Source organism: Bacillus sp. C30, assembly GCF_040838255.1.
Taxonomy (GTDB): Bacteria; Bacillota; Bacilli; order Bacillales; family Bacillaceae_G; genus Bacillus_A; species Bacillus_A mycoides.
The window spans coordinates 1-15,180 of the sequence record NZ_JBFPJH010000021.1; the positions used below are offsets into that span (position 1 = coordinate 1).

A 15,180-nucleotide genomic window follows, 5' to 3' on the forward strand; every position below is an offset into this window, starting at 1 on the left:
GATTCATACTGTACTATCCTCAATTTTTAATTTTGCAATAAAGTTTTACGGTCTCACAAGTAATCCTGCGAGAATTGCTGGTAACTTTGAAAAAGAATCAAATAAACGGTTAAATTTTTGGGAGTTTGATGAATTTAAACAATTTATTAGTGTAGTAGATGATTTACTATATCAAGCCTTTTTTACAACCCTTTATTATAGTGGAGCAAGAACGGGAGAATTACTAGCATTAACATGGTCAGATATTAATTTTGAAGAGAAATCGATTGATATTAATAAAACCAGCTATAACAGAAAAATTACAAACCCAAAAACCAAAGCATCAAATCGTATCATCATGTTACCTTCTCTCATCATAGACTTATTGAAAACATTAAAAGAACATGCTACATTAGGAGCACCAATAAAAAATGATTATATTGTATTTGGTGAATTTTATACAAGTATAACTACGGCTACCCTCCATAAACGTTTTGCCAAGTATGTTACTGCTTCTGGAATACCAAAAATTCTACTTCATGAATTCCGCCATTCCCATGCATCTTATTTAATAAACAGAGGCGTCAGCCCACTTGTAGTAGCCCAGCGCTTAGGTCATTCGGATGTGGCAACAACACTAAATACTTATAGTCACTTATACCCATCAAAACAGGCGGAAATTGTTGCATTTATGGAAAAAGATTTATCATTATCGTTACCAATTTGTGACTAAATCCCTTTAAAGGGTTGATATTATGCAATGTATAATGATCCGAGTAATCATTATATGTATATTCTTTGAGCCATGACGTAACAGTCCATTGTGGCGATTTCGACTGTAACACCTTATTCTCTATATACGATGGATTAGCATGGTCCTTACTTGTAATAATATAATCTAAATACTCGGCAGGGCTATCGGGGAAGTTATATTTCGCAATACTGTTTGTCGTCGCATCCCAAGTTGCAGTATGTCCAGTATAAGATGGAATAGAAGCGTGCAATGTTTTGAACATGGATGCGTACTCTGAATCACTATTATTCTCAGCGTTTATTTTATTCACATTCATATCACCACCAAATAACACGTACTCGTTATTTGGTATATTTTTGTTTTTAATAAAATCTTGAATTTCTTGTAGCTGTTTTGTACGTACAGATGCTGGCGAAGTTTTTCCACACATACTATCTTCAGCTTGTAAATGAGTCCCAATTACATGCACAAAACGATTATTTTTCTTAACTTTTGTGTATACAAATCCTTTATTTGATAAGTTATTTGGTCCACAGCCTTCTTCGAATACATATTGAATCTTTTCAACAATTGGCCATTTACTCACAATCGCAACGCCCCCATCTTCAGGAGTTGAAGATGAATAGTTTCCTAATGTTTTATCCCATTCGTTTCCACTACTACGACCTAATACCGCCGTTTGATTTGGATATTCTCTCTTTAAATTTCCTAACAAACGATCTGAGGCACTATTATCAAACACTTCATTTAATATAACAACGTCCTGATTCTTTATATAATCTGCCGCTCCAATTAAATCAGCACGCTCACTTTGTCCCCAGTTCGGATATAAGTTTGTTGATAGCATGTACACATTATGCGTCATCACTTTTAAAGTATTATTTTGAGTTGTAGACGTTTCTGCTTGAACCGAGGACCCACTATATAAAGCTCCTAAACCAATCCCAAAGCTAAGTACACCTTTTAGCAATTTACTTTTCACGTTTCATACCTCCATGTATTATATAGTAATAAAAAGGCCAAATACTCTATGCTGAGATTTGACCTTTTTCAAATATTTAACGGTTTCCGTACGTATCAAACCAAAGCTGGATATATCCAGCAGTAACACGTTGTGCATCCATTAATCGCTTACCTGTCATTGGTGTAACTTCAGTGCGCCATTTATCTGCATATTCTTGTGATACAGCTGCTTTCACGAACCAATCTTTCGTATTATCATTTACAATGCCAGGGTAATCTTGCTTCGCAGCCACTGCCGCTCCATGAATCCAATCTTCTGGATTCGTACCTTTCCAGTTCCAATATCCATTTCCATCCGTTACTTTATAATTATCTTTTATCGTATCTACAAAGTTTTCATATTTAGAATGGAATCCTTGTGGATACGAAAGATTCGTAAAGTTTGCCGCATGCATCGGTTGATTTACATCCCCTAAATAATGAAGAGATAACCCCAAATAGAAGAATGCTTGTTTCATATCTTTATTTTTGTATGACTCACCTGCTAATTTGAAATATTTAGCTCCAGTTTCCTTTGCCTGCTTTGCAAATGGAATATAAGTTTTTCCATTGTCAGGGTCATAGAAGTGTGAAGCAAATGTGCTATTATCATAATAAGGATTTTCATAGTCAGCAGCATAAATACCGTTCTCTAACTCCGTACGCCATTCATTTAATAGTGCAACTTGATCTTGTTTTACAAGTGTTGTATTACGAGACATAATATCCATTGCACGGTTTACAATCCATAAATGAGAGTTTACGCCTTCTTTATGCTTATCTTCAGCAGACCAGCGCGGAATAACTCCAACTCTCTGTCCTACATCGTTTTCATGAGCAAATGCAACGCTTTGTAATGGCGCTACTAACGTAATAGCTGCTGCTAAAGCAAGAACTTTCTTTTTCATCTGAAATCCTCCATTTTATAATTGAATTATTGTTCATATTTTGTTAGGATCCTATGATGTCTTCCGGTTAACCTATGACTAGAATATCCCACCTTTCACAAAATTTCTATCAATAAATTAAAATATGCAAATGTTCATATCACTATAACTTTATACATAGTAAACGTAATGAATGAATACACTTACATTTTAATAAAGTATTGTTAAGCTACTGCAAATACTTGTCTAAATTAATGTAAAAAAAGAGTAAAGCGATTAACCGCTTTACTCTTTTTTTCTTTTCGATAATATACTTGGCAGCTGCACATTAACTGCTAATTTATGAATAAATCCAAACACTAATCCAATCCCGATAAATATGTATAAGATCGTAAATACCTTTCCAAAATCAGTTTGCGGACTAAAATTCCCATCACCGACAGTCGTCAACGTGACCACACTAAAATATAAAGCGTCAAGAGGACGTAATCCTTCAACTGTACTATAAAAAATCGTCCCCGATGTTAATGTCAAAATTGTTAATACGAATAACACTTGAAACTCTTTATCTTTCCATGCTCGTAAACAGGCTCTTAACATCCGTTTCAATGTCAACATAAATGAAAGCATTGGACTTCCCCTTCCAAACAAAAATACCTTTAGTTAAAGGAAAGTCTATCACTTTTCAGTATAGAAAAAAAGTAGCCCTTTTCTATTATATATTATTTAGGTGAAACAAGAATTTTCACTTGTTTTTTATCTTTTACAAGTGCTTCAAAGCCTTCTTCAACAACTTGGTCCACTGTAATTTTTTTCGTAATTAATTTCTCTGCTTGAATTTGGCCAGAGCTAATTAATTTAATAACAGCTGGGAATATATGACGATATCCAAGAATACCGATAACTTCTTTTTCTTTTAATACAAGGTTGTTCGGAGTAATTGTCGCATCTTTTTCCCACACACTAACAATTACAGTTTGGCCTTCAAAGCTTGTACTTTCAATTGCTTGACGAAGTACAACTTCAACACCTGTTACTTCAAAGCTAACATTTACACCTAAACCATTTGTTAAGTTGCGAATTTCTGCTAGTACATCTTGAGTTGCTGGATTTAATACGTAATCAGCACCTGCTAATTTAGCTAGCTCTTGACGTTCTTTAGAAAGTTCCACTGCGATAACAGGAGTTGCTCCTGCTGCTTTTGCTGCTTGGATTACAAGAAGCCCAATCGGACCACAACCAAATACAGCTACAGCTTCACCCTCTTTTAATTTACTTTGACGTACTGCATGAACTGCTACTGCTGCTGGTTCTACAAGCGCACCTTGTTCATACGTCATTTCATCTGGAATATGATGAACCATATCTTCTGGTACTACTGTATATTCAGAGAAACCACCGCCGTCTCCACCAAGACCGTGGAAAACAAGTTGTTCACAAACATTGTAATGTCCATGTTTACAAGCTTCACATTTACCACAAGAATAAATTGGTTCTACAACAACGCGGTCTCCCACTTTATGAGATGTAACTCCTTCACCAATTTCTACTACCTCACCACTAAACTCATGACCTAAAATAACCGGTGCTTTTACGTGTGTTAATGGATGTTCTTCTGTTGGAATAAAAATAGGACCTGCTAAATATTCATGCAGGTCTGTCCCGCAGATACCACACCATTTAACTTTAATTTTCACTGCTCCTGGTCTTACAGTTGGTTCTGGTACTTCTTCTACTCGTACATCATGTTGATTATGCCAAAGTAATGCTTTCATTTTATACATCCCTCTCTATGTATATACTTAACCTGGTGAAGTTTACAAATCTATTATAATACTTTTATCCATATATTTCAAAAAACAATCTCGTTTTCACTAATTTTTAACAAATAACGTTCAATATTTTGTCACTTTGTACTTTTTTCCACATCTGTTAATGCTAATTTCATTGCGGTTGAAATTAGCATTATGCCATAATAGCATAGGAGAGGTGAATATCGCTTGAAATATTTTATTTACTTTATTGTTATCGTAGCGTTTTTAGATACATTTTCACAATTACCTATTATGAGTACTTTCGCTCAAAGCCTTGGAGGAACCCCTCTTGTTATCGGGCTAGTTGTCGGTATGTACTCATTCGCTAATATGATCGGTAATATTATTGCTGGAGCTGCTGTTGATAAATTTGGTGCAAAAAAAACCCTTTATATAAGCATGGGAATTACGAGTTTCATAGTCTTGTTATACACCGTTGTTCAAAGTGGTGAACAACTATTAGTTGTGCGCTTTATGCACGGTTTTAGTGACGGATTTTTAATTCCTGCTGCCTTTACATTTTTATCAAAACAAACAAATTCAGCAAAGCAAGGTAAGGCAATGGCTCTATCTGGTGCTGCTGTTGGAACAGCGGCAATTGTAGGACCTGCTTTCAGCGGCATTATGAAAGCAACAGCTGGTATAGAGTGGGTGTTCATTACCATTTCTATTTTAATGGTCCTTGGTACAATCGTATCTCTATTCTTCTTACCAAATAACGTATCAAGGAAAGATACATCAAGAACACAAATGATGAACAAAGAAGATATGATTGAACTATTGAGATCTGAACCGTTATTACAAGCATATATTGGTGCTTTCACACTAATGTTTTCACAAGGGATTGTCACTTATATGTTACCAGTAAAAGTTGAGGCGTTAGCACTTAAAGCATCTACAACAGGCATGATGTTAAGTGTATTCGGAATTACCGCTATCCTCTTCTTCTTACTGCCAACAAATCGCATTTACGATCGATTTAATCGTTCAAAACTAATGCTAATCGGGATTGCAGTAATGGCACTAGCGTTATCTTTACTCGGATTATTTGCAACAAAAGGCATGCTCTTTATCGTTATGATGATTTATGGAATTGGATTCGCTATCCTCTTCCCAGCAATTAATGCTTTACTTGTTGAAAATACAACAGATAGTAACCGAGGGAAAGCATTCGGATTGTTTTATGCATTCTTCTCGTTAGGTGTTGTTGCTGGCTCCTTTACAGTCGGAGCAATCGGGGCATCACCTAGCGCTAGCTTTGTTATCGGAACTGCATTCTTATTAACATTTGCTGGAATGATTTATGTAAGAAGCAAAGTAAAAAAGACAATGATGGGTTAATTCCATCATTGTCTTTTTTTCGCCTAATATATATTACTTTCGCATATAACCAAGTAATACTTGTAAATAAACTTATGTATAAAAGCAATACTACTTTCTTCCTTTGAAAAAGAACTTGAATAAATACTAACGATACTTCGACAATTTCCTCGGAAATATTTCCTTTCCCCACATAATTTGATACACTATACATGAATCAACTGTTGTATTACATGAGCTAAAATAATAACTTACTGTACAAATAAAAAAGCACATTCTTCATATAAAGAATGTGCTTTTTATTTGCCCGATTGATGAGGGATAATAATCAGTGGGAGATGGACACCCCCCACTGATTAAAGTTTCACTTTATTAACGTCTAATCCAAACAGCACCTGCAGACTTATCATCTGCTTGTCCCACAACTTGGAATTTAAGACCAAGGTTTGGAACTTTGCGTCCTGCGTCAGCAATTTGTTTGTTGCTGTATACTTTTGAATCATCAAATGTTGTAACACCTTGTAATCCAGTATAATTAAATTGTCCACGTGTTAATGAATTTGCACTCCATGCTGGCGTTTGATCAAATGAAAATGCTGCATCTGCAATTTGCATTCCAGTATTACCGTACGCTGGTTTTCCGTTTAGATTGCCAACTAGCGCTTCTGGATGAGAGTCAACAACACCAAGGAATCCTTCACCTGGATGCACCCCAACCCAGTTATCTTTGAAGCTATCATCTGCATACCAAACGACAAGACCTGTATTATACATCGGGCCTCTTCCCGCTTTTAATCCATTATCTGATCCAGCATAGTTTCTCCACTCTAGATAATAATAATGTTGTTTCTTTTCTGTCCCATCAGAAACAACGAATCCATTTAACTTCATTTTAGATTGTCCTTCTGCATCATCTGAAAATACTACTTGTCCATCAACTGTTACATTTACATTATCCATTGCGAAACCTTTATATGTTAACGCTGGATCTGTAATATAGTCGAATTGTAGTTTAACTTTCTTCCCTTTGAACTGACTTAAATCGTATGATTTATCAATCCATTTCCCATATGTTGTATCTTTATCATCTTGTACTATCTTTTCTCCTAATCTATCAATCAATGTTTTCGTTCCATCTTCAGTTACAGCATGTACTTCGATGAAATCACACTCAGCTTCTAATTCATAATTCGCTTTATAATCAAACTTTACATTTGTTCCCTTCGTTAAATCCAAGAACGGTGTTTCTAATTTCGTATGAATATCATCGCCTCTTGTACTATAGTATGCCTGTTTTCCAAACCCAGGCTTAATCGTTTCAACACTCTTATCTGGTAAATTGACACGTACTACACCTGGACGATTTGATTTTGTAACACTTTGATCAATATATGTAGGAATTCCTGCACCAAGCTTAATTTTATCGTAATCTACTTCTAAAATTTTTGCCCAGTTGCCGCCCATATTCTTTTGTAAGAAATCTTTATTTTGTGGTGAAAAACTAGTCGGCTCTGTTCCTGCAATTTTCCCTGTCCAGCTACCTCCACTCATTAATGACCACGCTTCAACAGGAGATCCATTTCCAGTATATTTCGTATCATATTCATCTGGTAAACCAAGGTCATGCCCAAATTCATGTGCAAACACACCTACTGCACCGTCTTCTGGTTCAATTGTGTAATCATGTGCTGCTACTTTTCCACCAAAGTAATCTACCTTTGATTTTGTACCTTCAATCGCTACTGGATCTGTAGCTAATTTTGAACGATGTGACCAAATTGCATCATCGCCTAATTTACCGCCACCAGCTTCTTGACCAACACCAGCATGGATTACCATTAAATGATCGATTACACCGTCAGATTCATTTTGATTACCGTCACCATTTGTATCATATCTATCGAATTGATCAAACTGAGATAAATCTAATCCCTTTTCAGCTGCCGCATTTAAAGCTTCCTTCACTAAATCACGTGCTCCTTTTGGTCCTTTATTATCATGACCACTACTGCCATCAGCACCGTAATCAGCAGCTTTTCCTGGCACAGTTAGCCACTCCGTTACATATCCGTCTGTCGTATAACTACCGCCAGACTGCTCTTCATAATATTGTTTAAACGTTTTTACTTTCGAACCATCAAATAATGTATAAGGCTCCTTACCGAATAACATCTTTTGATAATGTTCTCTACTAAAGTCTTTCGAATACATATAACCTGGTGTTTGTTCAATATTATTATGTTTATAATCACTAAATTCAACAAGTAACACTAATACTTTATCAGTTCGAACAGCCCCCTTATACGGAGCTTGCTTTGCCTTGGAAGTTGGAACCTGCCCATTCAATTGCTTTTTATTTGGTTCCGGCTTTTGATCAGGACTAACATTTTTTTCAGCTTTCTTTACTTTTTCCTTTTCTTCCATCTTTTTCTCTTTTATCTTTTTTACGAAATCAGATGCTTCTTGAGTCGCATCATCGGGAAGAATTTCTTTATTCGCCTGATCCCCTTGCTTCTTTTCAATATATTGCTCTACAGCCTTTTTTGTCTCTTCTTTAGACGATGCTGGATTAATTGTTCCTCTTTCTTTCAGCGCTTCCGCTAAACGATCTTCTTGAATTAAATTATGATCAATCGGTGTTGTAGACACACTTTCTTTTGCGGGCGTTTCTGCGTATGCTAACGGAGCACTCATTACAGCTGAGCATCCGATGAGTGTCGCGATCGTTAATGATGACAACACTTTAAATGGCGCTTTTTTTCTCATTTTAATCATCCCCTTGTATCAATCTTAAACTTCAGATAAAAATATGTAATCTATCCTCCCTTGTATAATAAAAGACATGATTCTATAAGCAATAAGCTTTCTGTTATAGAATCATGCCCTCCAGTTTTCTGGTCAGGCCCTCTATCTTTTTATGTCGAAATGTGAAAAATAAAGAGTGATTTGTTATATATTAAATAGCTTATATTAAAAATTTAAAAGACAATATGCACGATTGCATGAAAATTCTTTCAAATAAAAAAAAGAACCCAAGTTAATTAAACTTGGGTTCTCCATTTCGTATTATTTCTCTTGTGTTTTTTCCCAATCAGCTAAGAATTTCTCAATTCCTTGATCTGTTAATGGGTGCTTCACTAATGAAGCAATTACGTTTGCTGGGATTGTTGCAATATGTGAACCGTTTAATGCTGCTTCTGTTACGTGAACACTGTGACGTACAGATGCTGCAATGATTTCTGTTTCAATGCCGTGAATTGCAAAGATTTCTGCGATTTGGCGAATTAAGTCCATACCGTTATGACCGATATCATCTAGGCGACCTAAGAACGGTGAAACGTATGTCGCACCAGCGCGAGCTGCAAGTAATGCTTGCACTGCTGAGAATACTAATGTAACGTTTGTACGAATTCCTAAATCTGAGAATGCTTTTACTGCTTTTAAGCCTTCTGTTGTCATTGGAACTTTTACAACAACGTTTGGAGCGATTTTTGCTAACTCTTTTCCTTCTTCAATCATTTTATCAGCTTCTAAGCTAATTACTTCTGCGCTTACAGGCCCTTCAATAAAGCTGCAAATTTCACGAATACGCTCATGGAAATCTACGCCTTCTTTTGCTACAAGTGATGGATTTGTCGTTACTCCAGCTACTACACCTAATGCATTTGCCTCTTTAATTTCGTTAATGTTTGCTGTATCAATAAAAAATTTCATTTGTTATTCTTCCTTCCTAATTTTCATTTTATATTTATTTATTTTTTCTTAATAAGCTCTAATTCAATCGGAACAAATTTGTCCACTTTTTTACCTTGTGTTATTTCTTTCGCTGTTTCCATCGCCTTCTCTCCGATTAATTCCGGTTTTTGAGCGACTGTTGCTGCCATGCGCCCATCTTTAACTGCTTTTACAGCATCGTCCGTTGCATCAAATCCAACAACGACTACGTCCGTTTTGCCAGCAGATTTCAACGCCTCAAGTGCGCCTAATGCCATTTCATCGTTATGAGCAAACACTGCTTTTATATCGCTATTTGCTTGCAAAATATTTTCCATAACGGATAACCCTTTTGCACGATCGAAATCAGCTGCTTGTTTTGCTACTACTTTTAAAGACTTATCAGCTACGTTATGGAATCCTTTCCCACGCTCACGAGCAGCAGACGATCCAGGGATTCCTTCTAACTCAGCAACATTTGTTCCTTCACCAACTAATTCCCGAATGTAATCACTAGCCATTTGACCACCTTCGACATTGTTAGAAGCAATGTGAGAAACAACTTTACCTGAATTCGCAACTCGGTCTACTGTAATAACAGGAACATTGGCTGCATTAGCTGCACTTACCGCTGAAGCAACGGCATCTGAGTCAGTTGGATTAATAACAACTACATCGACACCTTTTTGAATTAAATCTTCAACATCGTTTGTTTGCTTCGCTGCATCATTTTGTGCATCAACAGCAATTAGTTCAATGCCACTATCTTTTGCTTTCTTTTCTGCACCTTTTTTCAACGTGACGAAAAATGGATTATTTAAAGTGGAAACAGAAAATCCAACTTTAATAGTTTTATTTCGACCTTTATCGCTAGAATCCTTTGCCCAATCTGGTGGTTCCATTGAACAACCAGCAGTAACTACCATGATGCATGCAACGAGTATCAGTAACCATTTTTTCATGAATTGCCCCTCCATTACGCTTCTTTTCGACGATCAATTAGTACAGCTAGTAAGATTACAAGTCCTTTTACAACTTGTTGGAAGAAAGAAGATACACCTAATAAATTTAAACCGTTATTTAGTACGCCAATAATAAGCACACCGATGAATGTACCAACAATCCATCCTCTTCCACCTGAAAGACTCGTTCCTCCTAACACAACTGCAGCAATTGCATCTAATTCGTAAGAAGTACCAGCAGTCGGCTGTGCAGAATCTAACCTTGATGTTAAGACAATACCTGCAAGCGCTGCCAAAATTCCGGAAAGACCGTAAATCATTACTTTAATTCTCGTAACATTAATACCTGATAAAGCTGCCGCTTCTTCATTCCCACCAATCGCAAACGTACGGCGACCAAACGTTGTTTTCTTTAAAATAAAGTACAGTACTGCAAAAGCGATCATCATTGTAACGGCTGGCACAGGAATACCAAGGAAATAACCACGGCCAAACATTTGGAACATTAAATGATCACCAAGACCAGTGATCGGACGTCCGTCCATATAAACAAGCGTCAACCCGCGAAAAATAGTCATTGTTGCTAAAGTCGCAATAAACGGAGCTACTTTTCCCTTCGCAATAATGATACCGTTTACAACCCCCATTACAAGACCTGCTAATAATCCAACTGCCATTGCAAGGAACGGATCCATGCCACTTGCCATCATTCCGGCAACAAGTGCACTTGATAATGCTAAAATAGAACCTACCGATAAGTCAATACCCCCTGTTAAAATAACGAAGGTCATTCCAAATGCAATGAGTGCATTAATCGATACTTGGCGCAGTATATTAAATAAATTTGGAATTTCAATAAATGCTGGATTTAAAGCTGTAATTACTACGATAATTAATACTAATCCAATTAAAGAACCAAGTTGTTGTAATACATTCCCCTTCTTAGCCATATCTTACTCTCCCCCTGTAGCTAGTGCCATAATAGACTCTTGCGATGCCTGATCTTTCTCTAAAATACCACCGATTTTCCCTTCATGAATGACGAGAACTCGATCACTCATTCCTAAAACTTCTGGAAGCTCAGACGATACCATAATAACGGCATCTCCTTGCTCGGTAAGCTTATTCATAATAGAGTAAATTTCTTTTTTAGCCCCAACATCTACACCTCTCGTTGGTTCATCTAAAATGAGTAACTGCGGATGAATACCTAACCATTTTGCAATTACAATCTTTTGCTGATTTCCACCAGAAAGAGATTTTACAGCTTGCTCTCCGTTTGCTGCTTTCACATTAAGAAGCTTCATCATATCCTCTGTAAACTGCTGTTCTAAACCTTTATTAACAACGCTTCCCTTTGAAAGACTTTCTAAATTTGGTAAAGCTAAATTTTCACGAATCGAAAAATCTAACACAAGCCCTTCAGATTTTCTATCCTCTGTAATAAAGGCAATTCGTTGTCTAATCGCATCAATTGGACTATCAATTTTTACTTCTTGCCCATTCATAAAAATTTGTCCTGAATCAAGCGGTTCATATCCAAATATTGCTTTCATAATATCCGTGCGACCAGCGCCCATCAAGCCCGCGACACCAAGGATTTCACCTTTTCTAACTTGAAACGAAACATTTTCAAATTTCCCCTTTTTCGTTCCGTTACGCATTTCAAAAATCACTTCGCCAATTTGACTATTTCGTTCTGGATAACGTTCACCAATACTTCGGCCTACCATCATGCTAACTACTTCATCAAATGACGTTTCCGGAATTAACCTTTTCCCTACATATTCTCCATCACGTAAAATCGTAATGGCATCACATATTGAAAAAATTTCTTCCATTCGGTGTGAAATATAAACGAATGAAACGCCCTCTTTACGTAATTTATTAATAACAATAAACAGCGTTTCAATTTCGCGATCTGTTAATGCCGCTGTAGGCTCATCCATAATAATAACGCTTGCATTTGTCATTAATGCTTTAGCAATTTCAATAATTTGCTGTTGTCCAACCGATAGTTCACCTGCTAGCATAGCACCTCTCACATGCAGACCAAGATCTGCCAATTGCTGCTGGGCAATCGCATTCATTTGACGCGTACGTAAAATGCCCGTTTTCCCATACATTAACTCTTTTCCAAGAAACATATTTTCAGCTACCGTTAAATTCGGTAATATGTTCAACTCTTGATGGATAAATGCAATACCGTACTCTTCCGCTTCTTTCGCATTTTTAAAAGTTCGTTCTTGTCCATCAATTGTGACTGTTCCACTGTCTTTTTTATATACACCTGTTAGAATCTTCATGAGCGTCGATTTCCCCGCTCCATTTTCCCCCATCAATGCATGGACTTCTCCTGTTTCAATCATAAACTGTGCGTTTTTTAGAACAGGATTACCACTGAACGCTTTTGAAATGTTTTTCATTTCAATATGCATTCTTATCACATCCCTTTATTAAAAAATCACGCCTGCATGTAAAATAACATTCGCATAAGGCGTTGCTTCTCCTGTACGAATAATCGCCTTCGCTCTCTTTGTATGCTCTTTAAATTCCTTATGAGACACATATTCAAATGCTGGCTCTATTAATCGCATCTCAACTTCTTTATTTACCTCTGCATTATTCATAATAACTTCTTCTGCTAACGTCACTTTTTCAATTGCCATATCATCAGCAACAACTTGTAATACGTCTAAAAAACTAGGTTTTCCGATTTCAACTGCTAAATCAATTCGTTTTACTCCATCAGGAATAGGTAACCCGCAATCAGCAATTACAATCGTATCTGTATGTCCAAGTGAAGCAAGGACTGCCGCGATTTCACTATTTAATACACCGTGCTTTTTCATCCAACAATCACCTGCACTTCACGTACTCTATCTCTCGTTGGCATACCGCCCTGTGCCCCAAGTTTCGTTACAGAAAGACCACCAGCAATATTTGCAAAACGAATTGCCTTTTGAAGTGTTACTCCTTCAGAAAGCGCAACTGCTAACGCACCGTTAAATGTGTCACCTGCTCCAGTCGTATCTACTACATCTACAGCAATACTTGGAACTTGAACAACTTCCGTTCCATTATGGAATCGAACACCGTTAGACCCTTCCGTCACCAATAGCTTATTTGGATATTTCGCAAGTAACTCTTCAATTGGTGATGTGAAATCATTTAATACGATGCGACATTCATGTTCATTCGGCGTAATATAAGTCGCTTTTTCTAAAATATCTTCTGATAAAAATTGTGCTGGAGCCGGATTCAACATAACTGGAATTTTATGCTCCTCACAAATAGACAGAACGTATTTTACTGTTTCAAGCGGAATCTCTAGTTGAAGAACAACCATATCAGCTTTTACAAGAAGGTCTTTTGAACGCTCTACAATCGACTCATTTACAAGAGCATTTGCTCCTTGTACGACAACAATACTGTTATCCTCTTCTGCTAAAACGATATGAGCAATTCCTGTCGTTCTATCTGTAACCGGTACCACATAGTCGATAAAAACGCGTTCGTTCTCTAAATTTTTTCTAACTACTGTTCCGTAATCATCATTTCCTACTGCACCAACCATCGCTACATTTGCTCCTAATCTAGCTGCAGCAACTGCTTGGTTCGCCCCTTTCCCTCCTGGGATCGTATGAAACGCTTCACCAATTACCGTTTCTCCTGCTTTCGGCCGTATTTTTGAAACAGCCACTAAGTCCATTGAAATACTACCTACTACTGCAATATTTGGCATCTGTCTCATCTCCTTACTTCGTTGTATTTCGTTCTATAATTTCAATCGGTAAAGGATAGTGTTTCTCTTCTAATGGATTTCCTTCCATCTGCTCTAACAACAATTCTGTTGCAACTTTCCCCATTTCATAAATTGGCTGTGCAACAGTTGTAATAGATGGATACATCATTTCTGTTAAAGAAATTCCATCGAATCCGATAATTTGTAGCTCTTCTGGAATAGAAATTCCCTTTTGAAGTGCAGCCTTTACAACGCCGATTGCAATTAAATCATTCCCAGCAACAATTCCATCAATATGCGGATATTCTTCCAATAATTCCACCGTGACCTGTTCACTATTTGCTGGATCAAATGTACTCTCTGCAATCATATAAGAAAGATTATTTTGCGTAATAACGTCTACAAAACCTTCAAAACGTTCGTTAGCTGTGCTCACATCACGCGGTCCGCGAATATGTGCAATATGTTTACACCCTTTGTCTATTAATAACTTTGTCGCCGCCTGACTCCCTGCATAGTTATCTGCATATACAGTAGGAATGCGCTCATTAAACATACGGTCAATCGCAACAACTGGAATAGACAAATTCATGTAATTAACACTATTTTGTGGATTCGTTGCCACAATAAACCCATCCACATTATTTTGTCTAAGCACATCAATGTATTGTTTCTCTTTTTCTAAACTTTCATCAGAGTTACAAAGAACAACTGTGTAACCTTGCTTATATGCTACATCTTCTACGGCACGTGCAACTTCTGGAAAGAATGGATTCACGATATTTGGAACAACTAAGCCAATTAAACGAGATTTTTTATTGTATAAAGAACGTGCTACTGTACTAGGTTTATAATCTAGCATTTCAATTGCTCGCTCTACTTTTTTTAATGTATCCTCATGAACATATCCATTTTTATTTAACACTCTGGAAACGGTCGCAACAGATACCCCTGCTAATTTTGCAACGTCTTTAATCGTACTCATTCTCTTTTCTCCTCATTT

At 36.8% G+C, this 15,180-nt stretch carries 14 protein-coding genes; 2 read left to right on the forward strand and 12 right to left on the reverse strand.

From position 1 onward, the window contains the following. Positions 1–712, forward strand: a 712-nt coding sequence (locus AB3X49_RS04545) for a site-specific integrase (RefSeq protein WP_367960688.1), incomplete at its 5' end; no start/stop codon positions are given. Here AB3X49_RS04545 and sph read toward each other — a convergent pair. From sph to bdhA, 4 genes are all read right to left on the reverse strand, one after another. Next, positions 669–1,715: a sphingomyelinase C gene (gene sph, locus AB3X49_RS04550; RefSeq protein WP_367960690.1), complete on the reverse strand. Its 1,047-nt coding sequence runs from the start codon at positions 1,713–1,715 to the stop codon at positions 669–671. The genes AB3X49_RS04545 and sph overlap by 44 nt on opposite strands. 76 nt (positions 1,716–1,791) lie before the next feature. Beyond that, complete coding sequence (cerA, locus tag AB3X49_RS04555; protein WP_367960692.1) at positions 1,792–2,643, reverse strand: phospholipase CerA; 852 nt, start codon at positions 2,641–2,643, stop codon at positions 1,792–1,794. Between the two features lie 264 nt (positions 2,644–2,907). Then, on the reverse strand, positions 2,908–3,252 hold the full coding sequence (locus AB3X49_RS04560) for a potassium channel family protein (protein ID WP_002114144.1): 345 nt from the start codon (positions 3,250–3,252) through the stop codon (positions 2,908–2,910). A gap of 92 nt (positions 3,253–3,344) precedes the next feature. Next, positions 3,345–4,397 carry a (R,R)-butanediol dehydrogenase gene (gene bdhA, locus AB3X49_RS04565; protein ID WP_002114142.1) on the reverse strand — a complete coding sequence of 351 codons (1,053 nt, stop codon included), beginning with the start codon at positions 4,395–4,397 and terminating at the stop codon, positions 3,345–3,347. 225 nt (positions 4,398–4,622) lie between these two features. Between bdhA and AB3X49_RS04570 the strand changes: the two genes are divergently transcribed. Beyond that, complete coding sequence (locus AB3X49_RS04570; protein ID WP_367960694.1) at positions 4,623–5,777, forward strand: MFS transporter; 1,155 nt, start codon at positions 4,623–4,625, stop codon at positions 5,775–5,777. A gap of 351 nt (positions 5,778–6,128) precedes the next feature. On the opposite strand, the gene inhA2 is transcribed toward AB3X49_RS04570, so the two are convergent. The 8 genes from inhA2 to rbsR all read right to left on the reverse strand — a co-directional run bounded on the left by inhA2 (position 6,129) and on the right by rbsR (position 15,162). Beyond that, positions 6,129–8,522 carry a M6 family metalloprotease immune inhibitor InhA2 gene (gene inhA2 / locus AB3X49_RS04575; RefSeq protein WP_367960696.1) on the reverse strand — a complete coding sequence of 798 codons (2,394 nt, stop codon included), beginning with the start codon at positions 8,520–8,522 and terminating at the stop codon, positions 6,129–6,131. A gap of 300 nt (positions 8,523–8,822) precedes the next feature. Further along, positions 8,823–9,470, reverse strand: a complete 648-nt coding sequence (gene fsa, locus AB3X49_RS04580; protein ID WP_000667669.1) for a fructose-6-phosphate aldolase — start codon at positions 9,468–9,470, stop codon at positions 8,823–8,825. Positions 9,471–9,508: 38 nt separating this feature from the next. After that, positions 9,509–10,432, reverse strand: a complete 924-nt coding sequence (rbsB, locus tag AB3X49_RS04585) for a ribose ABC transporter substrate-binding protein RbsB (protein ID WP_002159286.1) — start codon at positions 10,430–10,432, stop codon at positions 9,509–9,511. A gap of 14 nt (positions 10,433–10,446) precedes the next feature. Then, positions 10,447–11,382, reverse strand: a complete 936-nt coding sequence (locus AB3X49_RS04590) for an ABC transporter permease subunit (RefSeq protein ID WP_098126230.1) — start codon at positions 11,380–11,382, stop codon at positions 10,447–10,449. Between the two features lie 3 nt (positions 11,383–11,385). Beyond that, on the reverse strand, positions 11,386–12,870 hold the full coding sequence (gene rbsA / locus AB3X49_RS04595; protein WP_078185077.1) for a ribose ABC transporter ATP-binding protein RbsA: 1,485 nt from the start codon (positions 12,868–12,870) through the stop codon (positions 11,386–11,388). An 18-nt stretch (positions 12,871–12,888) separates the two neighbouring features. Beyond that, positions 12,889–13,284 carry a D-ribose pyranase gene (gene rbsD, locus AB3X49_RS04600; protein WP_098779609.1) on the reverse strand — a complete coding sequence of 132 codons (396 nt, stop codon included), beginning with the start codon at positions 13,282–13,284 and terminating at the stop codon, positions 12,889–12,891. Continuing rightward, complete coding sequence (gene rbsK / locus AB3X49_RS04605; RefSeq protein WP_367960699.1) at positions 13,281–14,177, reverse strand: ribokinase; 897 nt, start codon at positions 14,175–14,177, stop codon at positions 13,281–13,283. The genes rbsD and rbsK overlap by 4 nt, the downstream gene beginning before the upstream one ends. A gap of 13 nt (positions 14,178–14,190) precedes the next feature. After that, complete coding sequence (rbsR, locus tag AB3X49_RS04610; RefSeq protein ID WP_367960701.1) at positions 14,191–15,162, reverse strand: ribose operon transcriptional repressor RbsR; 972 nt, start codon at positions 15,160–15,162, stop codon at positions 14,191–14,193. Positions 15,163–15,180: the final 18 nt, after the last annotated feature.

Bases quoted from the DNA above. Each gene is read 5' to 3' on its own strand.
- cerA (WP_367960692.1), bottom strand. From the start codon at position 2,643: ATGAAAAAGAAAGTTCTTGCTTTAGCAGCAGCTATTACGTTAGTAGCG.
- AB3X49_RS04560 (WP_002114144.1), bottom strand. From the start codon at position 3,252: ATGCTTTCATTTATGTTGACATTGAAACGGATGTTAAGAGCCTGTTTA.
- bdhA (WP_002114142.1), bottom strand. From the start codon at position 4,397: ATGAAAGCATTACTTTGGCATAATCAACATGATGTACGAGTAGAAGAA.
- inhA2 (WP_367960696.1), bottom strand. From the start codon at position 8,522: ATGAGAAAAAAAGCGCCATTTAAAGTGTTGTCATCATTAACGATCGCG.
- fsa (WP_000667669.1), bottom strand. From the start codon at position 9,470: ATGAAATTTTTTATTGATACAGCAAACATTAACGAAATTAAAGAGGCA.
- rbsB (WP_002159286.1), bottom strand. From the start codon at position 10,432: ATGAAAAAATGGTTACTGATACTCGTTGCATGCATCATGGTAGTTACT.
- AB3X49_RS04590 (WP_098126230.1), bottom strand. From the start codon at position 11,382: ATGGCTAAGAAGGGGAATGTATTACAACAACTTGGTTCTTTAATTGGA.
- rbsA (WP_078185077.1), bottom strand. From the start codon at position 12,870: ATGCATATTGAAATGAAAAACATTTCAAAAGCGTTCAGTGGTAATCCT.
- rbsD (WP_098779609.1), bottom strand. From the start codon at position 13,284: ATGAAAAAGCACGGTGTATTAAATAGTGAAATCGCGGCAGTCCTTGCT.
- rbsK (WP_367960699.1), bottom strand. From the start codon at position 14,177: ATGCCAAATATTGCAGTAGTAGGTAGTATTTCAATGGACTTAGTGGCT.
- rbsR (WP_367960701.1), bottom strand. From the start codon at position 15,162: ATGAGTACGATTAAAGACGTTGCAAAATTAGCAGGGGTATCTGTTGCG.